General features: G+C 34.0%; 17 protein-coding genes and 1 pseudogene. 2 read left to right on the top strand and 16 right to left on the bottom strand.

The features are described from left to right. Positions 1–120: 120 nt before the first annotated feature. The 12 genes and pseudogenes from PGH12_RS12120 to PGH12_RS12070 form a co-directional block, all read right to left on the bottom strand. A complete protein-coding gene (locus tag PGH12_RS12120) occupies positions 121–1,530 on the bottom strand; it encodes a sensor histidine kinase (RefSeq protein ID WP_267596663.1) in 1,410 nt (469 codons plus the stop codon). 3 nt (positions 1,531–1,533) lie between these two features. Continuing rightward, entirely contained in the window at positions 1,534–2,238 is a 705-nt protein-coding gene (locus PGH12_RS12115) for a response regulator transcription factor (protein WP_267596664.1), read from the bottom strand. Between the two features lie 105 nt (positions 2,239–2,343). Continuing rightward, entirely contained in the window at positions 2,344–3,234 is an 891-nt protein-coding gene (locus PGH12_RS12110; protein ID WP_267596665.1) for a hypothetical protein, read from the bottom strand. Positions 3,235–3,243: 9 nt separating this feature from the next. Beyond that, on the bottom strand, positions 3,244–4,587 hold the full coding sequence (locus PGH12_RS12105; protein WP_267596666.1) for a beta-carotene 15,15'-monooxygenase: 1,344 nt from the start codon (positions 4,585–4,587) through the stop codon (positions 3,244–3,246). A gap of 5 nt (positions 4,588–4,592) precedes the next feature. After that, positions 4,593–5,000, bottom strand: coding sequence for a hypothetical protein (locus tag PGH12_RS12100; protein WP_267596667.1), 408 nt, complete (start codon positions 4,998–5,000; stop codon positions 4,593–4,595). 5 nt (positions 5,001–5,005) lie between these two features. Further along, positions 5,006–5,368: a DUF6804 family protein gene (locus tag PGH12_RS12095; RefSeq protein WP_267596668.1), complete on the bottom strand. Its 363-nt coding sequence runs from the start codon at positions 5,366–5,368 to the stop codon at positions 5,006–5,008. A 38-nt stretch (positions 5,369–5,406) separates the two neighbouring features. Beyond that, a complete protein-coding gene (locus PGH12_RS12090) occupies positions 5,407–5,691 on the bottom strand; it encodes a hypothetical protein (protein ID WP_267596669.1) in 285 nt (94 codons plus the stop codon). 26 nt (positions 5,692–5,717) lie between these two features. Further along, positions 5,718–6,044, bottom strand: a pseudogene (locus PGH12_RS19155) (DUF6232 family protein). A 73-nt stretch (positions 6,045–6,117) separates the two neighbouring features. Further along, positions 6,118–6,453 (bottom strand): YegP family protein, encoded by a 336-nt coding sequence (locus PGH12_RS12085; protein WP_267596670.1) that lies wholly within the window; start codon positions 6,451–6,453, stop codon positions 6,118–6,120. 362 nt (positions 6,454–6,815) lie between these two features. Then, positions 6,816–7,478: a response regulator gene (locus tag PGH12_RS12080; protein ID WP_267596671.1), complete on the bottom strand. Its 663-nt coding sequence runs from the start codon at positions 7,476–7,478 to the stop codon at positions 6,816–6,818. After that, complete coding sequence (locus PGH12_RS12075) at positions 7,471–9,123, bottom strand: tetratricopeptide repeat-containing sensor histidine kinase (protein WP_267596672.1); 1,653 nt, start codon at positions 9,121–9,123, stop codon at positions 7,471–7,473. Before PGH12_RS12075 ends, PGH12_RS12080 begins: the two co-directional genes overlap by 8 nt. A gap of 63 nt (positions 9,124–9,186) precedes the next feature. Continuing rightward, entirely contained in the window at positions 9,187–9,369 is a 183-nt protein-coding gene (locus PGH12_RS12070) for a hypothetical protein (protein ID WP_267596673.1), read from the bottom strand. Positions 9,370–9,378: 9 nt separating this feature from the next. Between PGH12_RS12070 and PGH12_RS12065 the strand changes: the two genes are divergently transcribed. Both PGH12_RS12065 and PGH12_RS12060 read left to right on the top strand, forming a co-directional pair. Then, the gene (locus PGH12_RS12065) at positions 9,379–9,720 is read left to right on the top strand and encodes a hypothetical protein (protein WP_267596674.1); all 342 of its coding nucleotides are present in this window, start codon (positions 9,379–9,381) and stop codon (positions 9,718–9,720) included. Between the two features lie 50 nt (positions 9,721–9,770). Next, positions 9,771–10,601 carry a hypothetical protein gene (locus PGH12_RS12060; RefSeq protein WP_267596675.1) on the top strand — a complete coding sequence of 277 codons (831 nt, stop codon included), beginning with the start codon at positions 9,771–9,773 and terminating at the stop codon, positions 10,599–10,601. Positions 10,602–10,636: 35 nt separating this feature from the next. Here PGH12_RS12060 and msrA read toward each other — a convergent pair whose 3' ends face one another. From msrA to PGH12_RS12040, 4 genes are all read right to left on the bottom strand, one after another. Next, the gene (gene msrA / locus PGH12_RS12055) at positions 10,637–11,194 is read right to left on the bottom strand and encodes a peptide-methionine (S)-S-oxide reductase MsrA (RefSeq protein ID WP_267596676.1); all 558 of its coding nucleotides are present in this window, start codon (positions 11,192–11,194) and stop codon (positions 10,637–10,639) included. A 226-nt stretch (positions 11,195–11,420) separates the two neighbouring features. Continuing rightward, on the bottom strand, positions 11,421–12,389 hold the full coding sequence (locus tag PGH12_RS12050) for an ROK family protein (protein ID WP_267596677.1): 969 nt from the start codon (positions 12,387–12,389) through the stop codon (positions 11,421–11,423). Positions 12,390–12,478: 89 nt separating this feature from the next. After that, positions 12,479–13,687 (bottom strand): PepSY-associated TM helix domain-containing protein, encoded by a 1,209-nt coding sequence (locus tag PGH12_RS12045; RefSeq protein ID WP_267596678.1) that lies wholly within the window; start codon positions 13,685–13,687, stop codon positions 12,479–12,481. Positions 13,688–13,825: 138 nt separating this feature from the next. After that, positions 13,826–15,985, bottom strand: coding sequence for a TonB-dependent siderophore receptor (locus PGH12_RS12040; protein WP_267596679.1), 2,160 nt, complete (start codon positions 15,983–15,985; stop codon positions 13,826–13,828). Positions 15,986–16,128: the final 143 nt, after the last annotated feature.

Here is a 16,128-nt window from a genome sequence, read left to right as displayed (position 1 = left end):
TAGTGATTACCTATTTTGATAATACAAAACTATATCTGTAAGATTAGAAGATCTTTGGAACAGAATTAAAATGTAATTAGAGAGATTAAAATGAGATTAGAATTTTGCTTCACTACGAAGCTAAGAGTTTTTTTCCTCCTGCTGGGTTCCGAATATTGTGGGAAAACGGAGCTGAACTGTTGTACCCTGATTTTCGTATGAACTTACAATCAGTTCTCCATTATGCATTCTCACAATATTTCGTGCGAGTGGAAGACCGATACCGTAGCCTTCGTAATTTCGGGTGTTCGAAGCTCTGAAAAAAGGATCATAGATCTTATCCATCTCAGACTCCGGGATGCCGATGCCTGTGTCTTTAATAATGATATAAACATCTGTATCTGTAGCGCCTAGCGAAACTTTTACCTGCTGGAAATTAGAATATTTACAACCATTATTCACAATATTGGCAACCGCAAGATGAAGAAGCTGCTCATTACCCTGAACTTTTAGCTTTTTGGGATTATCGGGAAGCATGCTGATGTCCAGAAAAATATTATTTCGGGAATCGATTTTTCTGATGGTTTCAATAACATCCCAAAGCAACTGATCAATTCTTACCTTATCTATTTTCTGAATCTTCCCGTCAAAACCTGTTTGAGCGATAATAAGAAGAGCTTTTATTTTTTTGTCGAGTTTTTCAGCTTCATCAAGAATGATCTCCAGCGTTTCTTTGTATTCTTCTGCGGTACGGTTGATAGAAAGGGCAACATCGGCTTCTCCCATGATCGAAGTAAGAGGAGTTCTGAGCTCATGTGAAACATTACCAATAAGGTGATTCTGAGTTTCAAATGACGTTTCTATTCTCGTCAGCATAGTGTTGAAAGTATCAACTAATTCGTTGAGTTCTTTATTATCAGGCTGAGGTTCAAGTCTTAAGTGCAAGTTTTCAGAGCTGATCTGCTTTACTTTTTTGGTGATCTTAAGAATCGGTTTAAATAAAGTTTTAGATAAATAAAAAGAAAAAATAGTACTGAAGAAGATAGCCAAAACCATACAGGTAATGATTGTTCTCTTCAGAAACCCGAGGTAATAAACGACATAGTGATTCTTCGCAGATGCTATGGCGATGTATTCTTTTTGATTAAATTTAAAAGACTGTCCGATATAATAAAACTCGTTGTCGTTATAGTTGGCTTCACCTTTTCGGATGATGTTTTTAAAAAATGTATCCGGAATATGTACTTCTTTCGAGATGCTCTTAAAATTAGAATCTGCCGGAACTGCAAAAACATAATCTCGCTCCATAGGAAGTTCTTCGTCGTTGAGACTGTTGAGGATATGATTTTCCGGCAAGTAGAGACGCTGTTTGCTTTTCTCAATCTGAACAATCGTAGTAGTCCGGATTTTTAATAATTCATAAAACCTCTGATGCGAAAAATTAACAATAGAGAAATAAACCAAACCACCGAACAGCGAGATGACGGTTATAAAAACAACCATTAAAAGCACCATCGTTTTGGTTTGATTTGTCATCACTTTGCTAGCCATTTTCTATGGTTTTTTCATGACATAACCCATTCCTATCACCGTATGAATGAGTTTTTTATCATCGTGATTATCGATTTTCTTTCTTAAATAGTTAACGTAAACGTCTACAACATTGGTTCCCAGTTCGTAGTTGACTCCCCAGACAGCGTCAAGAATTTCGGCTCTTGAGATTACTTTTTCGGGATTATTAAGGAAATACATCAGTAATTTGTATTCGGTACTTGTAAGAGAAATTTCCTCACTGCCGCGCGTCACTTTTTTGGTGTAGTCATTCACCGTGAGATCAGAGAATTTAAATATATATTGATGGTATTCTTCCTCTTCTTCTACTTCTGGTACTGTAGAAACGCTTCTTCGCAGCAATGATTTTACTCTGGCAACCAACTCAATAAATTTAAAAGGTTTTACCAGATAATCATCGCCGCCACTTTCCAAACCGAGAACAATATTTTCTGAACTTCCCAAAGCTGTTAAAAAGAGAATAGGAACATGTTTGTTGGTTTTTCTAATCTCTTTGCAGACATCTAATCCGTTCATTTCTGGAAGCATGATGTCTAAAATGACCAGATCAAAATCATTTTCCTGCACAAGACTAACGCCGGTGCGACCGTCAAAAGCTACCGAAACTTCATATCCTTTTTCCTGAAGTCCTTTTTTAATAAAAGAAACAACGCTGGTTTCATCTTCGATCAGAACAATTTTTTTCATAATGCAACGAATTTCACAAAAATAGGGAAAAGATAATAAATGTCTTCAACTAAAAAAGACGAAGAAAACTTCGCCTTTAGAATGAATGATATGTTGAAGAGTGTTTTATTTACCCGAAATTGCTTTTATAATAATGGGTTCTAAGTTAGAAGGCAAGTCTGCAGATTTTATCTGATAGTTTTTGATTTTCATCTCTTTGAACCAGTTTTCCCAGTATTCTTTGATGACATCGGCTTCGAAAGGATTTCCTTTTGCGGGATTGATTCCCAAAACGATTACTTCAAGATTGTCGAGATCGTCGTTGGCTTTTACAAAACCTAAACCTTTCTCCTGAATTTTATTTTTGAAATCCGAAGAATTTAGTTTTAAAGATTTTACGAGTTCCGGAGTGAGATATGAGGTTTTTTGACCTTCAGAGAATTTGGAATCTTTGTGATAAATATAACCATCTGTTAAAATGAAAAGTACATTTCGGTGATCATCTTTTATGCAGTAATCTTTCGCTTTATTCTTAAAAAATTCCCAGATATCTGAACCGACATATTTTTTATCTTTAATGGCCGATTCGTAAATCTGCAATGGCAGCGAAGAATATTTATTTTCGACAAGGCTGATGTTTTCTTTTGTCGTGTTTTTATCAAAAGAAACTTTTAATTCTTTTGTAAGCTCGTTCATCTTTGGATCCAACGGTTCAGGATTGAAGAAAACCTGCATCTGATCGTTGAGCTGAATTACCTTTTTACTTTTAATATGATCTAAAAATCCTTTTTCAATGGCCTTGATGTATTCTGTGTCTCTCTGGAAATATTCCATCGTTGGATTTGGATTTTTCTCGGGATCTATTCTGTCTGAAAGATCAATCAAAACACTTACATTTAAATTTTTTGAATTTGAAGTGTCTTTAAGCTGAATCGAATTGTCGGAATCTTTTTTTTCCTGCTTTTCGCATTGAATAAAAAGCGAAGATGCAATGATGAGATAAAATATTTTTTTCATAATTAATTTTTATAAAACGGACATATAAACAGAATTCTGACTATCGGAATTTGCCCCGACTTTATTGAGATTGTAATTATATTGCTTCTTACATTCTTCGATCATTTCCTGTTTTACGGATTGAGAAACGGCTAATTTTTCACTCATAAATGTAATCCAGCCCTGCATATATTCTGATGCGTAAAGTTTATAATCTTTTGTAGGAATAATCACTCCGTCAATAATATTCTGAAGTTCTTCTATTCTGCCTTTTGCTTTGGCAATCAGTTCTTTGATGCTTCCGATGCTGTTTCTTACTTCTTCTTTTTGTTTTTCGAAATCAAGAATTCGTTCCTGATGAATCAAAATATCTTTTTGTCTTCTGATTTGTTCGTTTTTGATCTTGTCCTTTTCTTTATGTTCTTTCATCACAAAGTCGAAAACCAATCCCCAAATAATATAAACGATGAACCCGGCGAAGATAATTCCCCAAAACTGATTTTTGGTAAAGGCAATTTTTAGATCGAACGGAAGAGACTCAAAAGTTTTGTTCAGTTCATATAATTTAGATTCAATTTCGTAGGCTAAAATGGCATCAAATACAAATGTGATAATGAATAACAATGCAATTTTGGCATAATTTCCAAAGCTTTTATTTTCACCAAACATGTGAATAAGATATCCCAAACCTAAAAATACAAACGGAATTAAAGTAACAAAAGCACCTTCCAGCGGACCTTCAGCCCAAGCTTTGTTGAAAGCCTGTGCATCGAGGACACTTTGAATAATATTTCCATTGGCATCAAAACTTTTGAAAAATGCTGAATATGAAGTTGAAATATAGAACGTAAATAAATACAAACTGATCGGAATCAAGAGAATCAAACCAATCCAGAATTTTGTAGAAGCGCCCTTTTTTGCATTTACACTGTAGGCTTCGGGATTTCTTGGCAAATCGTTGATTTCAAACTTCAGTACTTCAATTTTATCCTGAACATTTTTGATGTCTTCTGAGATATTGTTGAGCTTTTCTTCTTTGTTGTCTAAGGAAACCGTGAGTCCTTTGATTTCGGTTTCCTTGTTTTTCTGTTCGTTGAGATAAGGTTCTTTTAGTTTACTCTGTTTTTCAACGAGTTGTTTTTCTTCATTTTGAAATTTAGAATAAATCGCGTCGAGACAGATTGACAGAGCGGTGTGATTTCCGCTGTTTCTTGTTCCGTCTCTGTAGCCGGATTCGTGATAGGTTCTTTTTCGGCTTTCTTCTGTTACTTCGTTCTCCGCAGGTTCAATGTTCGGAAAATGATTTTGATTTTCATCAGCCGGAACGGTTTTTAATCTGAAAAGATTTTTAATATTGGTGGTCATGGCATTCATGGTGATCAGTTTTTTAAGTCATTAAGAATATCAGTCTGGGATTTTCCGTTCTTTACTGCCTCTATGAAATAATCGGCAATATCTTTTACATTTTCATCCATGAAACCAAACATTCCGACATATTTTTTCAGGGCAGAATATTCGTTTTCAGAGACAATTCCGTCAGCCCAAATCATTACCGTAAGATCGTAGAGATATTCTACTTTGTCTTCGATTGTTTCAGGAATTAATGATTTAGAATTGATAGGGTTGAGAAGAATTTCATCTAAATTTTTCGACGAAATACCTCTTTCCTCGGCAGATTTATAAAGCATTTTCAACTCAAGCGGACTAAAATCGTCATCGCAAATTGCCATTTGATACAATCTTAAAAAATGAGCTTTAAGATTTTCTGATATTGGTGTGGTTTCCATAGTTTTTATTTAATTATTCGGTCTCTTGTGCGTGGAATTTCTTGGCTCTGAACATTCATATTTTCATGCTCTTTTATTTTTTTCTTCGGAACTAAACTGTAAAAATAATAGAGTAATAAAAGCCCGACAATGCAATCAATAAAAATCCAAATTGGCTTTAGATAAAGGTAAATCGGGAAAATAGGATTGAAAAGAATGAATATCAAAACAAAAGTGATAAACCAAAATCTTCTGGTTTTAAATTCATTCACAATAATCACGAATGACATGAATGAAACAATGATCCGAAGAAAAGTATAATAACCAATCGGTAAATCGACAATGCCGATGAAACAGCATAATGCAGCTATAATGATGAGGTATTTCATATTATTAGTTTTAATTTTTGTCGGACTTTTATTGTGAATTAGTTACATCCAGAACAGTATGATCGGTCTACATATTCTTTGCTGCTTCCAGCCATATAATAGCAGCCACCTCTTTCACCAACATACAGAGTATGTCCATTATAAGTACAACCTCTATTCGCTGTTGATTTTGATTTTCTTGCTTTTCTTTTCTTCGTTTTCTTCTTCTTTTGTTTTTGAGTCAAAATTTCAGTTTTTGAAGTTGGGTAATTTGTTGATGCTGAGAAAGTTGCAGGTAATAATAAGCCTAAAGCTAAAAGGCTTGTAAATAGTAGTTTTTTCATGGTGATTATTATTTAAGTTATAAAGTTTATCCTCGATGGATCATTGCGTCATTCAACGCATTTACTATTTTTTGAATGTATTCTTTGTCTTTTGGTATTGTGCTGTCTGCTTCTCCTGAATTAGTGCTTATTCTTACTGTATATTCATTTTTAATATTAAAAACGATTAATATTCCTAAGCCAATAAGTATTAGTCCAATTCAAAAAAAACTTCCAGAAAAGAGAAAAGGGATTCCAAAAAGTATCATAAGAATAGGAGTAACTTTGCTTTTCTCAATTTCAAAAACATGAACAGAAGAGATGTTTCTCATTGCGTAGGTTTTTGACTGAGTTATATATCGTGATTGTGTCACTGTTACTAAACTATCTTGATAAAATGTTGTTTCATTTTGAATTTGAGTTTCAATGCTTATAGTTTTTTAGAGATTATTCGCCAGTTTCATCAACTATTGCTGCGTCGGGAGCATTACTTTTTACAGATTCAATTCCGTTATCTCTTGCGGTGGAAGTAGTGTACATTTCGCTTGTTCCGATAATTTCACCATTTCCTGCTTTAAGATTAAAATAATATTGACTGTTTGAAGAAATTCGTTTGTCATAACAACTATCAATAGGCGCATTTGTTTTTACAGATGTAATTCCAATTTTGCATCCTGCTTTTGTTGCATAACCTTCGCTGGAAAGAATAGTTTGTCCGTTTCCTGCTTTAAGGTTAAATTGGTATTCACCATTTTTTCTTTTTGTGATAATAAATTTTCCCATAACTATTAATTGATTTTTCTTGAATATTTAAACTTGACGTAAGTATTTATAAAAGAATTTAATCCACTACCGGATCTTGCAAGACTTTTCATCGTTTCAATATTATTTTCTCCTGCACTTGAATATGTATATTCATAAATACTGCCTGTTGAAAATTCAACCTGAATAAAATTGTGTCCAATTTCAAATCCTGATATTCCAGAATCTCCGTTATTGTTTCCATACTTTCCATAATAAAATTTTTTAATTGTTTAATACTCCAAAAGTATAACCCTTTGAAATGCAAACATTACGGAAAACCGTAAAATAAAAAACCTTTCAAAAAAAATTGAAAGGTTTGTATGAGTAATGCTTTATGAAATTTATATAATTCCGAGATCCTTGCAAATGACGATCAATTCGATGTTATTTTTGGCACTAAAAATTTCACGAATTTCATTCAGTCTTTTTTCGATAGCACTTTTGCTATTAGGAGCGATTTTGTTTTGTTTGAAATGTTGTTCAATTTCACTTTGTGTAAAGCCTTTTGCAAGTAGATTCAGTAGAGATTCGTCATTTTCAGAAATATTTGATGGAGTATTTCTGATAGAATTCAAAATTTCTTGCGGAATTACCTTTTCGCCATTAAAAACTTTTTTAATAGTATTTCTAAGTTCTTTTGCATCGTTTCTTCCTTTGCTTACAAAACCGTCAATAGATAAAATTTTGAAAAGATCATCGATGATTTTAGGTTTGTTTTCGATCGAAAAAGCTATAATTTTGAGTTTCGGATGAATGTTTCTTATCTCTCTGATCAATTCCTGACCTGATTTTATATTTTGTTGAAATTGATCCTTGTCAAATGACAAATCTGTAATGAGCAAATCGTAAGATTTCTTTTCTGCATCTGCAGTTTTTATTTTTTGCAAAGCTTCGTCACAATAACTCACAAAATCATAATGATCAATGTGTAATTCTGTTAGCGCATTTATAACACCTAGATTTCTCACTTCGTGATCTTCTACAATAAGGATTTTTTTAAACATATTTTGAATGTGTTGGAATGGTTATTTTAATAATTAAACCTCCGTTAGGATTTTCTTCAAAAATAATATCTCCTCCGATTGTATCAATACGGTTTTCCGTATTCTTTATTCCAGCACCTCTTTGAGAATCTAAATTTTTAATTCCTTTTCCGTTGTCTGTATAAGTGATATGTAGTGCATCTCCTTCTCTTTCAAATTTTAACACTACCATCTTTGCATCGCTGTGTTTTTTCATATTTACCAAAATTTCTCTTACCACATAAAACATTTCTGACTGTGTGTTTTGAGGAATCTTTTCCCATATTTTTTCTACATACTTTATAGGAATAACTTTCTGTTCTTCTGTATAATATGAATTCATCATCTTACCGAATCGCTCATGGAAATCAATCTCGGTTATTCTGTCATGCGAAATATCTCGTGATTCTTCGTACATTTTTTCCATGTCGTTTAAGATTTTTACTTTATTGATTTCAGGTTTGTTTTCGATGTCAATCATCAGATGATAAAGTCCGTTGGCGACAACGTCATGTACTTTTTTAGAATATCGAAGTTCTGTGTTTTTTACTTCGAGTTCTTTTTCTTTTTCTTTTTCCTGTCTTATATGTTTTTTTCTTTTTTCGTTCCAGAAAAAAACAGAGATTAAAGCAATAGCTAATGCAGCAATACCAACAATTTGTTTAAAACTTTGTGTCTTGAGAATTTGATTTTGTGCATTTTTCTGCTCCACATCATATCGTACAACAGCAAATTGATTTTTATGTTTATTTCTTTCTGTTTGTAGATTTTCATTTAATGAATCAAGCCTTTGAAAGTTTTGTAAATAGTTTTTTGAATCTAAAGTTATAATTCTCTTTAGTGCTGTTATTTTATCATCAAGGCTTTGATTTTCAGATGCATATTCTAACATTTTTTCAGCAAAAGATAAAGAAAGATTTTCATTTTTATAAAGGTAGTATGTTGACAGAGTTTCAAAACTAGAATTTAGACCTAACGCATCTTTTCTGCGCTCTCTTATATTTAAAGCTTGATAAAATTCAGGTAATGGATTATAATTCTTGTTACTAAGGTATTTAGCTTTTGCAAGATTGTTAATAACCTTGGAAAGAGTATTGCTGTCTTTTGTGGCTGCTGCTTTTTTTAAGTAATACTTTGCAGAATTAAAGTTTCCTTGACTTATTAATAGATCTCCAATATTGTTGTAGCATAAATATCTGTCTTCTTCACTATCAATATATTTCAAGGTTTTAATATAATAGGATGACGATTTTTCAAAGTCTTTTAGAAAATGAAATGATAAACCAATATTATTGTAGTTTGTAGACAATGCTCTCCTGTATGCACTATCATTTTGTTTTTTAAGAAATTTATTTGCTTCTAATGAGGATTCTATACCTCCAAAAAAATCTCCTTTTTTAGTTTGAATAATTCCCATATTCACCAAACAGTTACCTACACCTAAAGAATCTGAAGTGTTTAAAAAATCATTTTTTGCTAAGTTGTAGTAATAAAACGCAGAGTCAGTTGCACTAGAATCTCGATATCTCTTTGCTATTTTATAATATGAATTGTCGTGTGTCAGGTTATTTTCTTTTTTACAAGAAAATAATGAAAGACATAAAATTAAAATTAAAAATCTTTTCATAGTAATAGTTTAGTGCAAAGTAACAAAAAGGACAGATTTACACAATCTGTCCTTCAATATAAATTAAGGTCGAGGAGTAGGTGGAGGCAATTGCCCTGAGTTACCACCGACTGGCCCACCAGTATCGCCCGGATCAATCCCCGTTCCTGTTCCTCCTCCGGAATCTTGAGTTGTTACCGTTCCTCCGTTGTTATTATCGCAATTTGCATTTCCGTTATTGTTTCCGAATGCTAAACCTAGTAGCATTAAAAGTATTTGAATCATTTTGTCAAAAAATTTATTGTTAAAGCATTCGTGTTCTTCCCTGCGAAACAGATCGCAGACAGTGTTACACGTTTAAAAAAAATTGAAGCGCTTCTAAATTTTTTGGGAAGTAAACCTTCAAAAACGGAAGAGAAACATCTGCTTCCCAACCCGGAGTTTTCTTCCGTTTTATCTGGTGATTTTGAAATCAGTTTTGTAACTTTGTTTTTTGTAATTGTTTGTTTGTCACTGATTTCTTTAGCAAATTTGCGACAAATGGTGACGCAGGTGTTAGACAAAACAGAGACATCGATGGACAATAAATGGGTGGGATTGGATTACGGAAAACCGTAATGAAGAATGGTTGGAAATCACCTATTTTGTAATACTCTTAAAAACTAATTATGTCCAAAAGAAAACTACTAATCGATGAGGTATTTAAGCAAGGAAAAAGAGAATCGGGGAAAGATGCAAAGAGTGGAATAGCAGCTTATCTATGGTCTTATTTTGATGACCATTTTTCGCCAAGTATCTCAGATAAGACTTTTATAAGATATTACGACGCGTTTATTAGAGATAATAAAGAAATAAATATCGATTCTGATACTTTGAATAAGTTGAGTCAATACTTGGGTTACAATGATTTCTCTGATTTTACCAGAACTTTTGTAAAAGCAGATGATGATGCAAACAAAACAACGGTAAAAATAAGTGTGGATCAGGATGAAGAATCCTTAACTGAAAAGCTTACAAATATCATTGTTAATATTACCAACGAACAAAATTTTAAGATGCCGGAATTTATGAAACAAAATGGTTTCGGAATAGTAGAACTCGCTTTCGTTGCAGTTTTGCTTACCGGAAGCTTTGTTTCAGGGAATTACAAGAAAATAGGAATTGAAAAAACTTTAGGCTTATTTGGAGGTACAGAACCTGCGAAAGAAAAAAAATGTATGTATTGGGATAAAATTAAATACAGACTTATTGACTGTGAAGACGACAGACCCAATCTAGAGATGAAACGGGTAGATCCTTATCGGCTGAAATATTTTAAAAAAATTACAAGAAAAGATACATTAACAGTTGAAAATGCAGCAGGAAAAACATGGTATTCAAAATATAATGGAGTAGTAGAGTTTTTCACTTTGGATGGTGAAGATCCCGATAACGGAAGAGAATTGCGGAGTTCGACCGCTCATATTATTGAAAAATACGCAGGAATTCAGGACGAGTAAAAACAAATAAAGCGAAGATTTCTCTTCGCTTTTCTTTATTCTGAATCTGTCAACATTCCCAATTCTCCGAAATGTTTTTTGAATTTTTGAATCTTAGGGCCAACTACTGCGCTGCAGTAAGGCTGATTCGGGTTTACATGATAATATCCCTGGTGATATTGTTCTGCCACCCAGAATTTTTCAAAGGGTGCCAATTCTGTTACATATTTTCCTGACCATTTTCCTGAAGTTTCTGATTCTTTGATGGCATTTTCTGCTCTCTGCTTTTCTGCATCATCTTTATAGAAAATTACAGAACGATATTGAGTTCCAATGTCATTTCCCTGTCTGTTGAGCTGCGTAGGATCGTGGAGGAAAAAAAAGACATCCATCAGTTGATCGTAAGAAATAATTGAAGGATCGTAAGTTATCTGAACCACTTCTGCGTGCCCTGTCGTTCCGGTGCAGATTTCTTCATAGGTAGGATTGTCTTTATGACCTCCGGAATATCCTGAAATTGCAGATTTTACGCCTTTCAACATAGTGAAACAGCTTTCTAGACACCAGAAACATCCGCCTCCGAAAGTAATTTGCTGTAAATTATTATTATCCATTTTAAATTGATTTTATGTTCGAATAGTTTCTCTGCAAACTGATTGAAGCTTGCTAAAAAACTCTTCAAAAGTAAGAAAAAATTGAGCCAAAACTAATCTTAGGAAAGGTTTAAACGCAAATAGCGATGATAGATTTAGCAAATAATATGTAAGCAACTCAATTGAATTTTTTAAATAAAAAAGCATTCCCAAAAGAGAATGCTCAATATATTTTATCTGTCTGAATTTATTTTTCCCAAACTAAAGCACTTGCGCCCAAGATAGCAGCATCAGCTTCATCAAGTTCGCTGAAAACCAGTTTCACTTTATTTCTGAAAATCGGTAAAAGATTTCGTTCCATGTGCAGTTTCGCAGGATTTAAAATAAAATCTCCTGCTTTGATCACTCCGCCGAACAATAAAATTGCTTCCGGAGATGAAAACATCACAAAATTCGCTAAAGCCTCGCCCAATTTCTGACCAGTATACCTGAAAACTTCAATGGCTACAGGGTCTCCTTTCAAGGCGCATTCGTGAACGGTTTTAGAATTGATGGTATCTTCAGGGTATCTGTTAAGCATAGAATCCGGAAATTCTGCTCTCATTTTTTTTGCGGTTATGGCAATTCCTGTTGCTGATGCATAAGATTCTAGGCTTCCTTCAGAGCCGGTGCTCCAATGTTTTCTTCCTCCCGGTTTTACGATCGTATGACCAAGTTCTCCGGCAAAACCGTCGTGTCCGTAGATCAAATGACCACCGGAAACGATTCCGCTTCCTACGCCTGTTCCCAAAGTAATCATGATAAAATCTTTCATTCCTCTTGCAGCGCCGTACATCATTTCACCAAGAGCAGCAGCGTTGGCATCGTTGGTCATTTTGCAGGGCTGCCCGAATTTCTCGGTCATTAAATCTGCAAAATATATTACGCCTTTCCACGGAAGATTAGGAGCCTGCTCGATTGTTCCTCTGTAGTAGTTTGCATTGGGCGCACCTACACCGATTCCTTCAATCATTTTTTCTACACCATGCTCATCGATCAGCGGCTGAATTTCTTTGTGCAAGGCATCAATAAATTCTTCCGGAGTCGCATATTGGTCTGTTGGAATTGAACCTTTTGCTAAAATTTGGCCTCTGTGATTTACTAAACCAAATTTAGTATTGGTTCCACCGATATCGATACCTAATGCAACCTGTTTTGACAAATCTACTACTGACATTTTCTTATTGTATAATTTCGAGGCAATAAATTTATAAAAAAGATTGTATTAATAATGATTTCGGCCAATAATAATTTAAAAAATAAATATTAAACGGCCTTTTTGGTTTTCTTTCTTCTTCCCCACCAAACCAAAAATCCTGTCACGGGTAGCGAAGCGCAGATTAAACTAACAATGAATGCAATAATCTTCGTTGGCAAGCCTAAAATGGAACCTACATGAATATCGTAATTGGCTCCAACGGCTTTTTCACCAAAATTTTTATCTTTCATATCGTGCGTGTGAAGCAGTTCTCCTGAGTTTTCATCAAAAATTAAACTGCTGCTTTTGTGGTAAGAATAAGAGAGATGTTTTACAAAAACCTCAAAATTCGGATGTTCGTGATCGTCGATGTGAGGATGACCCAGATCGATCGCAAAACCGTAAGAAGTTGGATATTTTTCTTTTACCGTATTGCTGATTTTATCTAAAGTATCTTCAGTTCGCAACTCTGTGGGAGCTTTTGTCTTAATTGCTGAAAAGTCGGGATACGTAGTGCTTCCGCCGGAAAAAACAAAGTAGAATGCCGCCTGAACGACAAAGAATGCATAAAATAATCCTGTTAATGAGAAAACTAAAGCAAATATGGATGCATAAAATCCTAATATATTGTGGAGATCATAATTTTTCCTCTTCCAGTTTTTTACGTTTTGCCATTTGAAAGAGAAACGCTGTTTTCTGGCTGCTTTATTTTTTGGCCACCATAATATAATTCCGGAAATCAACATGATTACGAAGATAATGACGGGAATTCCGACCACATAAGTTCCCCATTCCTGCTTCAATAAATAGCTCCAGTGGATCATTTTTACGATCTGGAAAAAACCATTTTTCTCGTCGTAGGTTCTCAGAACTTTTCCGGTGTAGGGATTTACGTAAGCAAGTTTATAAATAGGAAATTCTTCAAAATAATGCCAGGCTTTAGGATTGTGCTCATACCAATAAAACTGGTAAGACATTTTTTTATCAATAGGAATATTGACCCAATGAATCGGATATTCTTCATGTACCTGATCTACCACTTTTTTTTCCAGAATTCTGATAGGAAGAATCTGTTTTTGATCAATATTTTTTTCGTTATGATAAATTACATCTTTTCTGGTGAAATTCTCCACCTCATCTTTAAATACATATAAAGCTCCGGTAATGGAAATAATGAAAATCAAAAATCCGATTCCCAAACCAAACCATAAATGCAGTTTGCCAGTCCATTTTTTAAAAAAACTCGGTTTCTTTTTGTGGTGATGTTTTTTCCTCATGAATTCTTAAAGTTGTGCAAATATATGCTTTCCGTTTTTATTTAGATTAAATACAATTAAGGAATGCGAAAATTTGGAGTAAAAAAATCTGCCAAACGACTCGCGAAGTTTGGCAGCATAATTTTGATTCTTTTGTGATTAGAACTTGTAAGTTACGGTTCCCAAAGCGTTAATCAGCTTCTGCGGATTCGCTGTAGAATAACCTGTCCAGTAATGTTCGTTAGTGAAATTATCCACTTTTACCCCTATTCTGAATTTTTTTGCATCATAAAATGCATTAGCATTCATCACAAAATATTTAGGAAGAATAAAGTTTCCTGTTACATTATTGTCACTCGCATAGTTTCCTCCAACGCCAAAGCCTAAACCTCTAAGCCCGCCGTCTAAAAACTGATAACTTGCATTAAAGTTGCCTAACCAGTAAGAACCTGCCGTTGTGGGTCTGAGACCTGTTGACAAATCAGTTGTATCATTGTAAGCAATACCTCCGATAAGAGAGAAACCTTTTACCAAGTAAGCGTTTACTTCGAGTTCCACTCCTTTACTGTGAATTTCACCTGTTTGATTTTGTATTGCTCTATTGTTGTTTGTATATCCTGTTGTTACAAGATAATTTTTAGCTTTAATATCGTAATAGCTTACCGTTGCGTTTATTTTTCCGTTAATGATATTTGTCTTAAAACCACCTTCGAATTGATTTGCTCTTTCAGGATCAGATAAAGCGATGTCACCGGCAGTGTTATAAACGAAATATCCATTACTTTTGAAGCTGTTCTGATAATTTCCGAAAACAGAGAATTTATCTTTCAAAATTTCATATACTAATCCTGCTTTTGGTGACCAAGCCGACTGGTTGTAACTAGCAGTAGGTACCTTGAAGATTTCTCCACCTTGAAAATCATTACTTTCGTAGCGAACTCCTAACACTAAATTTAAACCTGTAACCGGCGTGAAAACGTTGGAAATGTAACCACTGTAAGTATTAAGATCCGCATCAATATCATAATTTCCTATGTTCGCAGGATCTGCATAAAGATTACCTAGCGTCGAACCATTGAAGTCTGAATAATTTCCACCATTTGCCGGTACAGGATTATTGAACGATTCTTCTCCTGTGACTGCTAGATAGATAAATCTTGATCTGTCTTTCGTTTTCAAGAAATCAAAACCAGCTACCGTTCTGTTTCTCATTCCGTTTCCAAAAGTATAATCTAAGTTGAAATTCTGCTGAATCTGGAACCAGTTTTTCTTACTGTCTCTTGTTCCCTGATCAAATCTAGAAACTGTTAAAGCATTGTTGGCATTTAAACCTACAGAAAAGTATGGCCCAAAACCATCGGAATAACTATGAGAATTATTAATATTGGTGGACGATTTTATATGATCATTAATTTTATAATTGATCTGACCAAAAATATTGTTGACTCTTGCTGTTGTGTATAAGTCATCACCTACATAAGACTGTCTGTAGTCTAAACCTTTGGTTTCAAGGTCTTTCATATTATTAATACCACCTAATGTATCAGGAGAAAGATAAAAGAATAATTGTTCACCAAGAGCTCTTGTATTGAACATTTCGTATTCTACATTAAACTGTAATCTGTCTGATGCATTATATGTAATGGTTGGTGTAAATGCAAAATAAGAATTTTTCGCATCCATCTTTTGGAATGTTCCTTCGTTGGTATAAGCAGTATTTAATCTTAATAAAAGTTTGTTATCTTTTGTAAGTGGAGCATTCAGGTCAGCCTGCGCTCTGAATGTATTGTAACTTCCTCCCATGAGAGAAACGTTTCCTCCAAAAGTTTCATACGGTTTTTTAGTAACTCTGTTGATGAGTCCTCCATAAGATGCAACGTTACTTCCGTACAAAGTTCCTGAAGGTCCTTTCAAAACTTCAAGTTTCTCTAGATTTACTGCATCAATCGTTGTTGTAACCGGAGATACCAAACCGTTTCTCATGGAGCTACTGGAGACAAAACCTCTTAAAACAACAAAAGCACCTCCGTCGCCGGCTCTGCTTGTTGCCGACCACATTTTCTGTAGACCTGTTACATTTCGGTAAGCATCATCTACCGTAAAAATTGCCTGATTTTCGAGAACGACTCTATTAACTGAAGATAATACCTGTGGATCTTCAATGGCTCTTAAAGGCATTTTGTTGGAATAATCACTGTCTTTCTTTGATATTGTACTGATGATCACTTCTTCAATATTTTTTGTTAGTGCAGAATCTTTTTCCTGTGCAAACGATATCATAGAACCTAAAAGCGATGCGCAAACCAATAATTTTTTCATGAAGCTTATTTTTTTGCAAATATATTGTTTTTAATTATTCTAAATAAATAATGTGATTGATTTTTGTCATATTGTTTTTCGAAATACTATTCAATGAATAACAAAAAAACCGCTTCAAGTGAAGCGGTTTTTGTCATATTTAT

It is taken from the genome of Chryseobacterium sp. CY350 (genome assembly GCF_027945075.1).
Lineage (GTDB): Bacteria > Bacteroidota > Bacteroidia > Flavobacteriales > Weeksellaceae > Chryseobacterium.
This window is presented reverse-complemented; position numbering and strand designations above follow the sequence as displayed.